Origin of the sequence: Paraburkholderia sp. SECH2 (assembly GCF_030464795.1) — a bacterium.
GTDB classification, from domain to species: domain Bacteria; phylum Pseudomonadota; class Gammaproteobacteria; order Burkholderiales; family Burkholderiaceae; genus Paraburkholderia; species Paraburkholderia aspalathi.
Map to the genome: position 1 here is coordinate 85,003 of NZ_JALPRH010000015.1, position 14,390 is coordinate 99,392.

General features: G+C 57.2%; 15 protein-coding genes. 5 read left to right on the top strand and 10 right to left on the bottom strand.

Features of this window, described 5'->3' with window-relative positions; translation table 11 throughout:
* Positions 1 to 119 precede the first annotated feature (119 nt).
* Complete coding sequence (locus M0D66_RS23435; protein ID WP_266211704.1) at positions 120 to 1,898, top strand: terminase ATPase subunit family protein; 1,779 nt, start codon at positions 120 to 122, stop codon at positions 1,896 to 1,898.
* A complete protein-coding gene (locus M0D66_RS23440) occupies positions 1,895 to 2,938 on the top strand; it encodes a phage portal protein (protein WP_266211705.1) in 1,044 nt (347 codons plus the stop codon). Before M0D66_RS23435 ends, M0D66_RS23440 begins: the two co-directional genes overlap by 4 nt.
* Positions 2,939 to 3,757: 819 nt before the next feature.
* Here the strand turns inward: M0D66_RS23440 and M0D66_RS23445 are convergent.
* Positions 3,758 to 5,128 carry an AAA family ATPase gene (locus M0D66_RS23445; protein ID WP_266211706.1) on the bottom strand — a complete coding sequence of 457 codons (1,371 nt, stop codon included), beginning with the start codon at positions 5,126 to 5,128 and terminating at the stop codon, positions 3,758 to 3,760.
* 563 nt (positions 5,129 to 5,691) lie between these two features.
* Here M0D66_RS23445 and M0D66_RS23450 point away from each other — a divergent pair.
* Positions 5,692 to 6,912 (top strand): YaaC family protein, encoded by a 1,221-nt coding sequence (locus tag M0D66_RS23450; protein WP_266211707.1) that lies wholly within the window; start codon positions 5,692 to 5,694, stop codon positions 6,910 to 6,912.
* A 171-nt stretch (positions 6,913 to 7,083) separates the two neighbouring features.
* On the opposite strand, the gene M0D66_RS23455 is transcribed toward M0D66_RS23450, so the two are convergent.
* The 9 genes from M0D66_RS23455 to M0D66_RS23495 form a co-directional block, all read right to left on the bottom strand.
* On the bottom strand, positions 7,084 to 8,373 hold the full coding sequence (locus M0D66_RS23455; protein WP_266211708.1) for a HEPN domain-containing protein: 1,290 nt from the start codon (positions 8,371 to 8,373) through the stop codon (positions 7,084 to 7,086).
* A 196-nt stretch (positions 8,374 to 8,569) separates the two neighbouring features.
* Entirely contained in the window at positions 8,570 to 9,334 is a 765-nt protein-coding gene (locus M0D66_RS23460; RefSeq protein WP_266211709.1) for a hypothetical protein, read from the bottom strand.
* Positions 9,335 to 9,595: 261 nt separating this feature from the next.
* Complete coding sequence (locus tag M0D66_RS23465) at positions 9,596 to 9,808, bottom strand: ogr/Delta-like zinc finger family protein (RefSeq protein ID WP_266211710.1); 213 nt, start codon at positions 9,806 to 9,808, stop codon at positions 9,596 to 9,598.
* Positions 9,805 to 10,095, bottom strand: a complete 291-nt coding sequence (locus M0D66_RS23470; protein ID WP_308112703.1) for an ogr/Delta-like zinc finger family protein — start codon at positions 10,093 to 10,095, stop codon at positions 9,805 to 9,807. Before M0D66_RS23470 ends, M0D66_RS23465 begins: the two co-directional genes overlap by 4 nt.
* Positions 10,083 to 11,873 (bottom strand): replication endonuclease, encoded by a 1,791-nt coding sequence (locus M0D66_RS23475; protein WP_308112704.1) that lies wholly within the window; start codon positions 11,871 to 11,873, stop codon positions 10,083 to 10,085. Before M0D66_RS23475 ends, M0D66_RS23470 begins: the two co-directional genes overlap by 13 nt.
* An 18-nt stretch (positions 11,874 to 11,891) precedes the next feature.
* Positions 11,892 to 12,062 (bottom strand): hypothetical protein, encoded by a 171-nt coding sequence (locus M0D66_RS23480; RefSeq protein WP_200652655.1) that lies wholly within the window; start codon positions 12,060 to 12,062, stop codon positions 11,892 to 11,894.
* Between the two features lie 18 nt (positions 12,063 to 12,080).
* A complete protein-coding gene (locus M0D66_RS23485) occupies positions 12,081 to 12,224 on the bottom strand; it encodes a hypothetical protein (protein WP_200652654.1) in 144 nt (47 codons plus the stop codon).
* Between the two features lie 223 nt (positions 12,225 to 12,447).
* On the bottom strand, positions 12,448 to 12,669 hold the full coding sequence (locus tag M0D66_RS23490) for a hypothetical protein (RefSeq protein ID WP_266211711.1): 222 nt from the start codon (positions 12,667 to 12,669) through the stop codon (positions 12,448 to 12,450).
* A complete protein-coding gene (locus M0D66_RS23495; RefSeq protein ID WP_200652651.1) occupies positions 12,666 to 12,815 on the bottom strand; it encodes a hypothetical protein in 150 nt (49 codons plus the stop codon). The genes M0D66_RS23490 and M0D66_RS23495 overlap by 4 nt, the downstream gene beginning before the upstream one ends.
* A 438-nt stretch (positions 12,816 to 13,253) precedes the next feature.
* Here M0D66_RS23495 and M0D66_RS23500 point away from each other — a divergent pair, with 438 nt between their 5' ends.
* Together M0D66_RS23500 and M0D66_RS23505 are read left to right on the top strand one after the other, a co-directional pair.
* On the top strand, positions 13,254 to 13,583 hold the full coding sequence (locus tag M0D66_RS23500) for a helix-turn-helix transcriptional regulator (RefSeq protein WP_200652650.1): 330 nt from the start codon (positions 13,254 to 13,256) through the stop codon (positions 13,581 to 13,583).
* Between the two features lie 124 nt (positions 13,584 to 13,707).
* Entirely contained in the window at positions 13,708 to 14,361 is a 654-nt protein-coding gene (locus tag M0D66_RS23505; protein ID WP_266211712.1) for an ureidoglycolate lyase, read from the top strand.
* The last annotated feature ends 29 nt before the right edge of the window (positions 14,362 to 14,390 follow it).

Sequence of the window (14,390 nt, forward strand, 5' to 3'; positions counted from 1 at the left end):
AGCGTGAGTCCATATCTTGCGTTTGCGCGCGCTTCGGCTCAACGGTTGGCACATGTTCCCGATATGGGTACAGACGCCCGGGGATGCTCGCGCGTGCGCGTCGCGAGAAACTTGGGGCCATGCTAGAAACCGCTGAAATCGCCCCTGTTCTTGAATCGAATGCCGACCCACGCCGTATAGCCCGAGCGCTCTACTGGCAGGGTTGGCGCGTCACGTCGATCGCGCGTCATCTTGAGATCAAGCGCGCGACAGTCGAGGCGTGGAAACAGCGCGACGAATGGGACAAGGCGACGCCGATCGAGCGCATCGAGTCGTCGTTAGAAACGCGGCTTGCCGTGTTGATTTCCAAGCCGGAAAAAGATGGTCGCGACTTCAAGGAGGTCGATTTGCTCATGCGGCAGGTCGAGCGCATGGCACGTGTCCACAAGTACGGCGAGACCGGCCGCGAGAGCGATCTGAATCCCGCGATCGAGGCGCGCAACACGGCGCCGCGCAAGGCCAAGGCAGTACGCAACGAATTCAGTGACGAACAGCGTGACAGGATCGTCGAGGCCTTCCGCGATTCGCTGTTCGACTATCAGAAGGTCTGGTATCGCCAGCGCGATCAACGCACGCGCAACATCCTGAAATCGCGGCAGATCGGCGCGACGTGGTATTTCGCTCGTGAGGCGCTGGTTGACGCTATCGAGACAGGCCGGAATCAGATCTTTCTGTCGGCCAGCAAGGCACAGGCGCACGTGTTCCGGCAGTACATGTGCCAGTTTGCACGCGAGGCGGCGGACGTTGACCTGTCCGGTGAGCCGATCCTGTTGCCGAACGAGGCAATGCTTTACTTTCTCGGCACGAACGCCCGCACCGCGCAGAGCTATCACGGTAACTTCTATTTCGATGAGTATTTTTGGGTCGGTGGCTTTCGCAAGCTGAACAAGGTTGCGTCAGGCATGGCGATGCATAGCAAGTGGAGAAAGACCTATTTTTCCACGCCATCGAGCATGCAGCACGAGGCCTATTCATTCTGGACCGGCGACCATTTCAACCGCGGCCGCGCCAAGGCCGATCATCTGCACCTGGACGTAACGCACAAGGCGCTTGCACGCGGCCGGCTCTGCGAGGATCGGCAGTGGCGCCAGATCGTGACAGTCGAAGACGCCGTTGCCGGCGGTTGCAACCTGTTCGATCTTGCCGAGCTGGGGCTTGAATACAGCCCCGAGGAATATCTCAACCTGTTGATGTGTCACTTCATTGATGACACGGCATCGATTTTCCCGCTCGCCGACTTGCAGCGCTGCATGGTGGATTCGTGGGAGCTGTGGGAAGACTTCAAGCCACTGGCGCCCCGCCCTTTCGCATACCGGCCTGTCTGGGTCGGCTATGACCCGGCGCTATCCGGCGACTCGGCCGGCTTGATCGTGGTGGCACCGCCGGCGGTGCCGGGGGGCAAGTTTCGCGTGCTGCACAAGGAGCAATGGCGCGGCATGGACTTCGAAGCCCAGGCCGATGCGATCAGGCGTATCACTCAGGATTTCAATGTGGAATACATGGCGATCGATACAACCGGCATCGGCCAGGGCGTGTATCAGCTCGTCCGCCAGTTCTACCCGAACGCGGTCGCGCTCAACTACTCGCCTGAGGTTAAGGGTCGGCTCGTTCTCAAAGGCCTGTCGGTGATCGGTAAAGGCCGACTCGAGTTCGATGCGGGGTGGACCGATCTCGCGCAATCCTTCATGGCTATCCGGAAAACCGTGACCGCGAGCGGGAAGCAAGTCACCTATGAGGCGAGCCGCAGCGAGGAAACCGGACACGCGGACCTTGCATGGGCCTGCCTGCACGCGCTCGGCAATGAACCGCTAGAAGGCATTACCGCCAACAACACAGGCTTTATGGAGTTCTCAAATTGAGCAAGCGCAGACACAACCACACGCACGCGGCAGCGCCGGCGCCGGCTGCAGCACCGCCAGCGCGGGCAGAGGCCTTTACATTCGGCGACCCGATGCCGGTTATGGATCGGGCCGAGATCCTGGATTACGTCGAGAGCTGGTCGGCCGGCGAATGGTTTGAGCCGCCGGTGTCGTTCGCCGGCCTGGCGAAGTCCTTTCGCGCCGGCGTGCATCACAGCTCCGCGATTTACTTCAAGCGCAATGTGCTGTCGTCCACGTTCATTCCACACAAGTTGCTCACGCGCGAGGAATTCGACAAGTGGGCGCTTGATTTCCTGGTGTTCGGCAATGGCCCGATCGAGAAGCAAAAGAACCGGCTAGGCGGCACGCTCGCGCTCAAGCGGGCGCCGGCGAAGTACATGCGCCGCGCGACCGATTTGCAGCGCTTCTTTCAGGTGAACGGCATACAGGAAAGGCACGAATTCGAACCGGGCGTGATCTTTAACCTGATGGAACCGGATATCAATCAGGAAGTGTATGGCCTGCCCGAATATCTCGGTGCACTGCACGCGGCATGGTTGAACGAGTCGGCGACGCTGTTTCGTCGTCGCTACTATGAAAACGGATCGCATGCTGGGTTCATCCTGTATATGACGGACGCAGCGCAGAAGCAGGAAGACGTAGACGCGCTGCGCGAGGCGTTGAAAAACAGCAAGGGACCGGGCAACTTCCGCAATCTGTTCATGTACGCGCCGAACGGCAAAAAGGAAGGGATTCAGCTCATCCCGGTGTCCGAGGTCACGGCGAAAGACGAGTTTTTCAACATCAAGAATGTGACGCGCGACGACCTGCTCGCCGCGCATCGCGTACCGCCGCAGCTTATCGGCGTGGTACCGAGCAATACCGGCGGATTCGGCGCCGCAGACACAGCGGCCGAGGTATTCGGGGCGAACGAGATCGAACCGCTGCAGCGCCGTTTTACGCAACTCAATGAGTGGATTGGCGACGAGGTCGTGCGATTCAATTCTTACAGTATCAGGCGGGTTGCCGCCGCAGCTTGATCTGCTTGTCTGTGCAAGACAAAGACCTTTCGACGGTTTCCCACCTTCTGCGGCGCGTGTCTCGGCTTCCGCACGGTACTTAGAGCATTTCGATGGAGAGGGTCGTAGTCCGCGCATCGTCGAAGTTACGTACCTATGCTCGAACTCCCCTCATCCTTTGGGACCGTCGCTCCTCTCGATCGGCATATCTAGTCGCTGCCTGCGCAATAGCTTCGCAAAATGGCGTCAGCCAACCGTTGGCGTCAGGTTTTAACACTTCGACGGCAAGCCTTCTGGCTTCGGCAGCGGATAAATTTTTCCTGTTTCTCCGTAGCAAAAAACCTCTAATTGTCGCTGCTCGATCGTTTTGCAAAACTGCACAGTTCAAATTTAAGACCTGTATCGAAGCATTAGCGTCGTCGTTCGCTCCTTCGACAGCCCCATCATCATTAAAGACGAATGCGTGTCTTACCGCGGCATTCAGTGGAGAGAGAAAGCGTCCAGACAGTACATCATAGTCATCCTTACGCCTTGCCCCGTATTCACACTCGACGGAGCTGTTGCTCGGCGGAAAACAAGCCAGCATGTTTTGGTAGTCAATATCCTCCACCCCGCTCGTACCCCGCGATTGCGGAATGATGTGTTCGATATGACAGTCATGGACTGTGCGGATCGGCTTCATCGTGTACCCGCACAAATATCCCTGCTCATCGAGAAGCGCTTGCTTAACCCCGTCGAGAGGGAATCCGCCACCACGATAGTGGAGATTCTCGGGGCTTTTCTTGTTAACAAGCTTCCAATCAATGAGTGCACGTGGCTCCGCGCCCTTACCTATGAACCTCACTCGTCTCGCTCCCCCAATATACGAAGGCTTTGGATTTCGCTTTGAAGCTGCACAATTTCGGGAATTTGGCCCACGCTTCCCGCCAGCTCATCCAGGTGACTTTGCGCTTCGCTCAACCGATCGTCATCCAGCAAGCGCTGTATTTCCGACAGTCGAGTTTCCACGCCCGAATTCCGCGCCTCACTTCCCATAACCTCTTGCAATACCTCGTTGCTGTCGAGCCCGTAGGAACGTTCCGGATGCGTGCTCTGTCCATCGCGCCGCAACATCAAGATATTCGGGGCAGCGACCTCGCCAATGACCTGCGGCGAATGCGTAGCCGCGAAAAATTGCACCTGCGGAAAACTTTCTCGGAGAACGCCCACGATGCGCCGCTGCCAGGCAGGATGTAAATGCATATCGAGTTCATCAATAACGACGACCCCGGGAGTGACGAGGGTTACATGCGACCCAGCTTGAGGATTTAGCAAGCACATTCGTCGAGCAATATCGGCGACCAATGCACATACGCCGCGTTGCCCGTCACTAAGTTCTTCGAATGGCGTTGGGTCGCGACTCTTCCAATCTATCACCAGCTTGCGAAACCTCATATCGAATCGAATGCCAGTTGAATCTGGCAACGCGTTTGAGACTGCCCGATTCACAATCCCCAACTCGTCATTTTCGAACGCTTCCGGAATTTGCTTCCCCGGGTCGCTCGCGGCGGCCTCTAGACGTTCGAGCGACTTCGCTATCACCCATCTCTGAAGGCTCGCGATATCCGCCGACGCATCGTGCCAGTCGGCGTATCCGCTTTTTCGTGAATCAACTGACGTCACGGCGTTCTCTGCCCTCACATCTTTCGCCACCCATCTCCGTTCTGATGAGTAGAAAGCGACGACCGGTAGAAGCGCATCGGCGGTGGCAATTACGTCGTCGAAAACTGAGAGAAGTTGGCCGGTACTCTTAACTGAATCCCTCGCCTCCGATCCCCGGGAGATAGACCATGTCATTGCCCGGCCCTTGATCATGCCTTTTGCGTCAATCCGAGCAGGGAAACACTTCTCTAGACGAACGCGTCCCTCAAATTCCCTTAATTCAGAGCGCACAGCCTTCATGTTTTCCATGAGCCCGTGACTCTGCCCTAAGTTCACACCATTTATCGGCGGGGCAACTGCGCCAACGATCGACTGTAACAGAGAGGTCTTTCCGCATCCGTTGATGCCGACGATCAAATTAAAAGATGGCTCGAAAACAAAGCTCGCGTTTCTAAAGCCGAATACATTCGTCAACGTCATTTCGTCCAACCGGAAAGACGTTTGCGCGCGGGTTGGCGTCGCACGCTCATCGCGGTCTAACGGGTCGTCGGGACCGGAAGGTTTATTCATCCCGAGGATTCCTTGCAAGGATCTGAGCGGATTCATGATGATCTAGTGTTTGTCCAACGATAAGTATTGCACAGGTGCGAGCCCCACACTGAAACGCAGCGCCCAAGCTGCCGATCGGCAGCTACGCTGCCACAAAACAACGTCGCTGACATGTTCGAAATTGTCGGGTTCGTCCGCTCCCTAGTGTGCCCGACTGGGCCACAGGTGCGCTAACCAGAACAGTTCTCACCTTCGGGGTTCACGGTATGGCGCCGATAGGCCACCAGCGCGTCTTTCGAGCCTACCGCTGTCTGGCGGACGACACTAAGTCAGATGCCGGTCGAGCTTGCTGTGGGCAGGCCCTTGGCGGCTCCAAGATCGCAGTCCCCCTCCCCGCCTGCCCTCTTCTTGCGTCCCTCGTTTTGATGCAGCAGGCCACCAGGCGCCGCAGCACAAGGTTGCAAGGGATTCGGGACCCTTTCGGGGCCGACCGAATGATGCATTGTGATGCGCGCAGCCAGTCTCCTCGCGATGACTTGGCTGCTGCACCGTCACAGGGCTGTTCGGAGCCGCGGTGCGGTGGCTTGACGGAATACAGCGCCATCGTCCACTATGCGATCGACCGGGTTGAAAAGGAAAAAATGATGATTATCGACTCAATAAATCTAATAAGAACCCGCGATGTCCCTAGATACGCTTGGTCCCGCATCGGCCAATTTCAAAACATTCAACATACGTCTGATTTAATTTGTCAACTTCATTCTATTTCAGAAGCAGATAGGGATAATAGAAAGAATGCCAAGAGTCAGGCTGAACAAATAAAATACTGCCTCTCTCAAGCGCAGGAGTATTTCGATGCTGCCACTGCGGTGTCGCTAGCCACTCGACCCGTTTTACTGTACTACGCAGTCATGTCAATGGCATTGGCCGAAGTCTTGCTCAAACAGACCGGGGATAGTCGACTAAGCAAACTTCGTGAGCAACACAATTGCCACGGCCTTCAACTATCCGTCCACACAGACCCCAAGCCGGACGAAAGACTGGCGCAATCAGCGTCAACCTTGGTAGCAAAGGCTCAAAAGGACAGCTTGGGAAGTCGAAGAGGAACTTTCGAGGTCTGGCGAACCTCCGCGAGGGAATACCCCGCAGGCGGATGGCACACGATAAATCTTCCAGAGTTAGGAGCGGAGCAACGCCAATATCGTACGCTCCTTACTCCAGCAGATGAACCTCCGCCCCCGCTGCCGCGCTCAGGCATCACGCTGCTGGACTGTCTTTCTGAATTGCCCTATATGCTCGAGTTGCTCCGACGGTTGGGCGTTACCGGAAACGTCGTACATACAAAGCTGCATAGCCAACAAACCAACCTGCCCAGCCTGCCGTCCATCCAACTCATAGTTCACCCCAACCCCCCAGGTCTGATTGAAAAATTTGGCGAAAACATTCGAGTCAATCCCGATGCTGTCAATCGACTGAATATTAAGGAATTGCCTTCCGGATATATTATGAGTTACGTGGCAGACCCAGGTATAACTATGAGTTTCCCGAATTCAATCTGCATGGATGACGAAAGCCTTTATTTTTCGTGCAGCGGTCTTAACCTAGGGGAATTCGGATCTCTATATGTTGCTTTGCATATATGCGGCAATTTCGCTCGATATTATCCTGACATCTGGCTAAAACACATCGAAAGGAATTCCCCGTTGGCGATGGCGATCGACGAACTATGCGCGCATGCGTTCGAGCGCCTTCCCCTACTCACCCTTTCCGAGCTATTGAGGGTGTACCACGTGCTCCAGAAATGACGGCGAATGGCTGCCCGAAGTTCTGGCAAATCGCACACCCGCTCAAAACTTGGATGGCTGGTCCATGAGGTTCACTCTGCACGGCGACCCGGCGGCAGTTCGTCCGAAGAGAGGTCAACCAAATGGCAGACGACGGACCACTTCCTGACTGAATCGCGATGTTCGATTGAGCTACGTTCGCGTTTCCTTAAGAACATTGTGCATTTCGCGCCACGCGGCTTGCAACAGCATTTCACGCGCTTCCCAACTCGCGCGGCGATGTTCGTCGGATAACTTGGTGGATCTGCCATGCACGATTTCGCTGCGGTGCTTGTACATCGCGATAAATTTTGCACGGTGAATATCTCGGCTCGATGCTGTATTGGCGACAATGTATGAGTAACGGTCGGCTAACCGCTCCGTCACGTCACGTTTCGACTCGCTAGATCCAAGCAGTGCCTCCAAGCCGATGCATCGTTGCAAGAATGCGACTGTTTCATTTTGGGACGCGTCAGCATCTACGAACCACTCCATTGCCGCACGGATTGGCGCAGCGTCAGGCGATTCGATTTTCAGAAAGGTGGCCGCCGTTGCCATTGATCGATTCACCGCCTGCCGGATCTCGTCGCCCGTGGTTGCATCCCGTTCCTCAGAACTCAAAAGTGTGGCCCCCGTGGCGAGGTCATAAAATCGGAAATTTTTGAACTTAATGGTGTGCAGAAGTTGACCAAGTTCGAAACCGGGACTAGTTCTGAATACTTCGCCTGAGCTACTTCTTGATACGACGAGCGTTGGAATGTTGTTAATCGGAGAGATCCCACTGCTAAACAAAAACTCGCTTGCATTTGGTATCAGCGCACCAGAAGCCATGCCAACAAATACTAGTTGTTTAGCAATTGACCATGCATGGCGTACTACTGGGCTTTGTGGGGAGTCGTCACCATAGCCCGAGCCGGAGATGCGAAGGTATCGAATAGAATCGATCGACTTTGGGAGCTGAGGCCATCCCGCCAATGCTCGATAAAGAGCGTTGGTTTCCACGCCATGCGAGATCAAATCCCTTAAATCGTCATTGTGCAGCGTGTCGGCAATCGCAACGCTTTCGGTAATTGTAATTTCGCCGCAATGTAGCTCCTGAACGGCGCCCATTGGGATGAAAATGTCGTATTCGCCGGGCAATGATTCGAACTGCTCCCGGAGCGCCCCGATCAGTTCATCCCTGACGGAGCCGCTGTTGAAGTCGCTAAGCATGCCCTCATAGGCTTCAGGGATAGACTTAGCGACGCGATATATTGTCCGCCATGCGAGCATACCAAACTCGATCTTCCCGATCAGGCTCTTCCATGTGGGTGCTTTAAGGACCTGCTCTTCGAACTTGTCGATAGTCTCGATAGACGCCAAAGTCACAAGCGTGCCCTTCGAGATTCGAAGGGCATTGACTAAGTCGTTGAGTGCTTCTAGCTGTCCACGGTGGAATTCCATAAATATTTGTCAACCTCGTTGGGAACCGTTTGCAGTCTTTCATAGGCTTGTCCCTCTCGCAATAAATTCGATCGGCCTGCTCGCACGACTTCCACGAGCCCGTGTCTGTGCAACCAGTATTGTTGTGCTGCGTCTCCTTCCTCGTCGCCTTGGCTACATATGCCGTTTGCATCCAGCAGCATCCGGTCCACATCGGTCATTGTTCAGTGGTCGCGTCACTGGATTGCATTTGTCGCGCGACCTGTTTGCGAAGGGCTGCGGCCTTCGCCTGCGAGCATCCAAGGTGCTTCCGTATCTCACTGACAGTGCCGCGTAGTGTTCCGTTGCGGGTCGCGGTAAGTATCCGGGTAAGGTCATCCGTCTGCTCGGCGGCCGGTGAGTCGGTCGCATTCCGCCGTCCGACTGCATCGTTACCCCCACACGCGACGGCCGCACGGGTGCGCGTTACTCGCGTGACGGCCAGTACGTGACTGGTGCCCTGTGTCGGCGTGACTCTCGTGGCGGATGATTCGGCAGGCCGTAGAGCCAGCAACCAACAGAAGCAGGCGACACATTCAATCACCACCGCGAATGCCATACCGGCAACTAAAGCGACGCGACCTGCGGAAACGCCTAGATCAGCCAACAACTCGGCAAGCGGATCAGCTTTCACCGTTGCGCGCTCGGCGTCCGCGCGGTCGAGCGCCACTTGGCGACGCTTTGCTTCGGCCGACTCGACGTCGAGTGCGACGAGTCGCGCGTTAAGAGTCGTGCCTTCGATGCGAACCGCTGCGCATCGGTCGCCGCATTTACGCTCGGCCACACGGGCCAGTCGGACAACGATGCTGGCGCGGTCACTGGCGATCTCGGCCAGATTGCGACCGTGAACGGAGGCTACCGGGACGACAGTCGCGCGGGCATCGCCGGCGTGTTTCTGGGCCATGACAAAAAACCCCGCGTGGCCGTAGCAGGTTGCCGTCATGCAGCAAATCCACAGCACTATGCCGATCGCCCGAAGCCGCCGGCCGTGCGGACGACACAATGCAGGAAGCAGGTGTGCGGCCATAACCAGCACTACGCCAACGCAGACCAGGAGCACACGTTCCGCGAGGAACCCGCCCCGCTGCCATCCGGACATTATCGACAGACAAGCCGCGGTCATGGTGGCCGCGAGCGCGAGTAACCCTGGTAGTGCTGTCATTGGCGTGGTTATCCCGTTATTCATCGCTCCCCCCGGAGCCGGTTAAAGATCGAACTGCAATTCGGTATTGCTTCGCCTCGCCCGTTTAGGTATCGGCAGTTCAGGTGGAAACATTTCGAGCTTCGTTCGATATGTGTGACCGCACGTCACGTCATCGCATTGAAAGTCAATCTCCCAATCCGTCTCCGACTTCTTTTCCATCGCTCGCGCGATACCGCGAGCGCCGCAATGCGGGCAAGCGATTGTGAATCTCACGGCCTGATCTCCCGATTCATCGTTGTGCGCGCGTTTACTGCACCGCGTAGCATCGGCGACGGCCGCACTTCAAGCGACAGACCTTCGCGCGGCTTCGACGATGCCGAAAGCGAAAACAGGATTTCAAATCCCGCCGGCGTGCGATACCCGCAGTCTTCGCAAACGAAATACATACGGCGCAACGTTGTAGAAAGGCCTTCGGTATGACGTGCGTCAATATTGCCGCCGCAGCAGGGACAGTCGATTTTCATTTGTGTCATGGGAATTTCTCGCTCTACAGGTTCCATTGGCCCCACTCGGCGCCGTCCCTTTCCCCGCTGACGCTGATTTCGTTGCCGCGCTCCAGCTGCGCAATCGAATCAGCCACCCCTGGCCGAACGCTGCGCGTACAGTTATTGACACAAGTCCGAGTGCTCGCGGCTTCGCCGCTGCGCTCAACCTTCCGCCACTCATAACGAGTAGCCGGAACAAAAATCTCTGTTTCTTTCGAGTACGCACACATACCGTCCACGATGTAGGCAACACCCGTTGCCGCAACGCCGTGCGGTACTTTGACCGGCGCAATTCCGTAGCGACCTTCCCTGTGCTGCGTGGTGCGCTTCACATAAATCAGCCGCTCTTCGCCCGCAACGCCGCCCATGGCCCGCGCGTATTGCGCCCAATCCGCCTTATGGGTTTCCGTCTTCTGAGCGGCATGCCAAGCCGCCACAATTGCGGGAGATTCTTCAGCGGTCGGCAGGTCTTCAGCCTTCACACGCCGCAGCTCACGCCACACACCAACGGGCGCACCGCCGAACTGCTGAAACTGGCGGATACCCCACAGTGCGGCCCACGCTTCGACGCGTTGCGATGGTGTAATTTCGTCTTCGCCCCACATATCCGCCTGGACGATATAGCCCTCTTGCGTCTTGTGGTCGCCCACCGCGTGGCCGTCGATATTCTTGGCGATGTACTTCGCGATGTAGCCAACTGCTGAACCTTTGGCGCTGTCGATTCGCTCAAACTTCACACGCCGTTCCTGCGCCCCGGCCTCGTTGCCCGAATCGCGCAGGCCGTGGGTGCGCATCACAGCGCAAACGCGGTCTACATCGTTCGAGAAAATCAGGCCGTGCCAATGCGGTGTAGCGTCGTGGTGCGGCTCTGCCACGCGCATGCCGAAATAGGTCACGCCCTCGCGCTTGAGCTGCGCACGAATCCGCGCCCACACCTTGCGCAAATACACCTGTCCGTCGCGGGCCGAGGCGCCGCTGTATTTTTTGTTCGGAATGAACCGGGTGCCGCTGCCCAATTGCCGGATGGCATGAAAACGGCTCGGGCAAGTGAGCGTGAACATCACGCCTTCAAAGTGGGCTGCGACTGCCAGATCTTCACAACCGCGAAGGCGCGTCATCAGCTCGCCGCGCTTAAGGGCCTTGTTGGAAACGCTCTTTGCTGCCAGCTCGGCGAGCGTGAATCGGTGGCCGAGTTCGTTTTCCAGCGTGACAGCTTCAAGCGTGGCCGCGTTACGTCGGTTCTGCGCAATGCGCCGGCGCACGGCTTCATCGCTCGCGTACGGTTCAGCCTTGTAGTGAACGTAATGCAGGCGGATATTCGAATGTTCCAGCGACCGGATATGCAGGCGCCTTAGTTGGCGCCGCCACCACAGTTCGCACTTCACACGTAGCACCTGTTGCGCCGGTTCATCGAATGCCGGCATTGGCACACCATATACGGCGCATGTGCGGGCCGCGACTACGAGCGCCTGATTGGCGTCGAGTCCGAGCGCACGAAGTACAAAATCATTGGCGAGCGTGCGCGCCTTCATGCAGATTTCGTAATCGGATGCATCCGGGCGCACTGGCATGGAATCAGGCGCGTGTTCGTCCACAAACGCGGCCATGGTGCGCGCGGCGGCATTCATGTCGAAAAGATTCGGCGCACCGCTCTTGCGGGCGCTCTCTCGACCGGCGCCCTCGGCCGTGCGATACGCTCGGCGATACCATTTATATGGGAGGCGCTTACGGGCCTTCTGCGCATCAGGCAGCTTCGGCAGTTCAGTCGCAACGGCGTTGGCGTAGATCCACATCGCTTACTTGCCGCGCGTTCAGGCAGGTTTGCCGTTCAGCCACGCCACCCGGCGGGCCGCTTCTTCTGGTGAACCGTGATCGGATTCCGGCCGCCACGCGCCAGACGGGTCGTAGAAACCCACGGTGTAATTGACACGGGTAAATCCGTCGTCGCCTTGGACTCGCTCTGACTCGATATAAACGTACATTCCCTGTTCCCCGGCCTATCAGCTACAAACGTAGGGCCGCACCGAGGCGGCCTCCTGGTCTTGCGTCTCTCCATGCAAACCGCACCACGCGAGGATTGCAACGACCGAAATCAGCCAGATTGCCCACAACGGCATTGGCTTATCGAGGTTCCGTTTCTTCATGAAATTTCCTACCGAATGACTCGGCGGCGCCGTGCCAGTTTGTTTAGAAGGGGTCGCAATTCATCCAGCGCACGGGCCGCAGCCCGATCTGCATGCGCAGTACGCGGCGGGGCGTAAACGACGAACGGGGGTACCAGCACCCCCGCCCCGACCCCAAACGCCGCGAGGTCTTCAATCAGATCTCCACGGCTGTGTCTTTTGTCATTGGGAGCGATTTCGGGATTCACTCGCGCCCTTGTGTCTCATGCAACGCGGCGCCAAGCGCCTCGTCACGCGTCAGTAGGTATGACGAACTGAGCGGCACGGTTTCCTCGTACCAGTGGATCTGACGTCGCCCTACCATGAAGTAACCGCCGCGCGCGTGCCGTTCAAAATACGGACCACATTCAACGACACCCGGCGCCACTGTTCGCGGCTGCGCCTGTTCAATATCAACGTCCGTCATGCAACACCCATGGCAGGCAGATCCGTGCGCTCTTGCTGACGCGCCTGGTAGCGCGCACGCTGCGCCTCATTGTGTGCATTCAACTCGCGGCGAATCGCATCGGATTCGTCGCCAATCACATTAGTAGTCCGATTCATATGCATCATGAAATCTCCACTGCGATATCGATTCGTTTTAGTTATTCGACCGTGGCGTTCGTACCGGTCGTCGTCATGTCGCCGTCCGTGCAGAACACGCCGCGCGACTTAGTCCGTTTCTGGACTAAAACGATAATTTCATCCACAAATGACCAGCGAACCGGAAGCGCGAGCGGTGAATGTGTAAGCGTTTGTTGCAGCGAAACGTGCATATGACCTCCCCTTGTTCAACCCCTTGAACGATGTTTTGCGTGAAAGTCGCCCGGCGGCTAGGTAGCTATTCCAGCACCGGCGGGGTTGGGAACCGGTTGCCGGGGCGACGGGTGGACTATAGTTCGACCTGGTCGAACATGTCAACTATGGTCGAACGTTTGGTTACGTCGTACGTTGCCACCCGTCGAGCGTTCGGATAGTCTTGACGCCGGGTTGAATTAACAGGGGTTGTCAATGAAAACTACGATTGAATGGCTTGACGCCGTCAAAACGGCTCTGGAGTTGCCTTCTGACTATGCCGCCGCTAAGGCGCTGGGCGTCACGCGCTCGACCGTCAGCGCCTACCGTAACGGCAAGTCCACTTTCGACGAAGACACCTGCTTCCGGGTCGCCGAGATTCTGGACGTAAGGGCTTTTGAAGTCGTCGCGGCGACGCACGCGGAACGAGCCCGAGACGATCGTCACCGAGCATTTTGGATGGACGCCCTGGAAAATTTTTCCAAGGGTTTTCGGTGGCTGGCGCTACCCGCTAACGCTTGTGGGGCTTGGTTCCCACAGGTGTAACGCCAGCTTTGAGTTAGCGAAACTATTTATCTTATGTCAAATCACGAATATTCGACGACACCGTCAGGCAAGCCTGGTCCGAGCATCCACCATCAGCACCTTCTGACTCATGTAAACTCCCCGCATGCCCCCAGAAATCGACTACCTCAACCCAGCCCTTCCTTCCGGCCTCCGCCGCGTGCCGATGCCCGTGGTCGACGCAACTCCAGAAACCCTCACCGGATTTGGCAAGCTTGTAGCGAACCCAAGCGAGTGCTCGATCGAGATTGTGCAGTGGCCGGCGTTGGGGACAAGATCCATAGACCCCGGAACCGGTAATGAAGCCGGCACAACCGAAGGCACATTCGTGAGCGAATGGCGCGGGGACATTCTCTATGGTCGAAACGAGGCTGTAGGTGGCCACTACATCCTTGCGTACGCAAAGGAGCCGGAAGCAGCCCGCGACGACCACGCCAACGCACCAGAATGCATGTTGCTCTGGCACGCGAACTACCACCCGGACGGCGGACAACTGTTCTTCCCACTCGACCATCGCCCTTTCTACGTTCCATTGGCATTGCCCGGTGACGACATCGCGCCGGAGAAGTTCGTGTGCTTTCGCTTCGATGGACAGCAGGGTCTCTACATCCATCCAAACGTCTGGCATGAAGGTGTGTTCACGCTCAGAGGGACACAGCGGTTCTTCGACAAGCAAGGCGCCGTCCACGCCCGCGTCTCTGTCGACTTTGCTCGCGAGTTTGGCTGCCTTCTCGAGGCGCCGATCATCAGCGTCGCCTAACCGTTCGGTCAAGACACGATCTACAGCGG

What these genes read in the sequence shown, in the direction of transcription:
- M0D66_RS23495 (WP_200652651.1), bottom strand. Translation starts at nt 12,815, where the DNA reads ATGATGCATATGAATCGGACTACTAATGTGATTGGCGACGAATCCGAT.
- M0D66_RS23435 (WP_266211704.1), top strand. Translation starts at nt 120, where the DNA reads ATGCTAGAAACCGCTGAAATCGCCCCTGTTCTTGAATCGAATGCCGAC.
- M0D66_RS23445 (WP_266211706.1), bottom strand. Translation starts at nt 5,128, where the DNA reads ATGAATAAACCTTCCGGTCCCGACGACCCGTTAGACCGCGATGAGCGT.
- M0D66_RS23475 (WP_308112704.1), bottom strand. Translation starts at nt 11,873, where the DNA reads ATGTGGATCTACGCCAACGCCGTTGCGACTGAACTGCCGAAGCTGCCT.
- M0D66_RS23490 (WP_266211711.1), bottom strand. Translation starts at nt 12,669, where the DNA reads ATGACGGACGTTGATATTGAACAGGCGCAGCCGCGAACAGTGGCGCCG.
- M0D66_RS23470 (WP_308112703.1), bottom strand. Translation starts at nt 10,095, where the DNA reads ATGGAACCTGTAGAGCGAGAAATTCCCATGACACAAATGAAAATCGAC.
- M0D66_RS23480 (WP_200652655.1), bottom strand. Translation starts at nt 12,062, where the DNA reads ATGTACGTTTATATCGAGTCAGAGCGAGTCCAAGGCGACGACGGATTT.
- M0D66_RS23500 (WP_200652650.1), top strand. Translation starts at nt 13,254, where the DNA reads ATGAAAACTACGATTGAATGGCTTGACGCCGTCAAAACGGCTCTGGAG.
- M0D66_RS23455 (WP_266211708.1), bottom strand. Translation starts at nt 8,373, where the DNA reads ATGGAATTCCACCGTGGACAGCTAGAAGCACTCAACGACTTAGTCAAT.
- M0D66_RS23460 (WP_266211709.1), bottom strand. Translation starts at nt 9,334, where the DNA reads ATGACGGCAACCTGCTACGGCCACGCGGGGTTTTTTGTCATGGCCCAG.
- M0D66_RS23505 (WP_266211712.1), top strand. Translation starts at nt 13,708, where the DNA reads ATGCCCCCAGAAATCGACTACCTCAACCCAGCCCTTCCTTCCGGCCTC.
- M0D66_RS23485 (WP_200652654.1), bottom strand. Translation starts at nt 12,224, where the DNA reads ATGAAGAAACGGAACCTCGATAAGCCAATGCCGTTGTGGGCAATCTGG.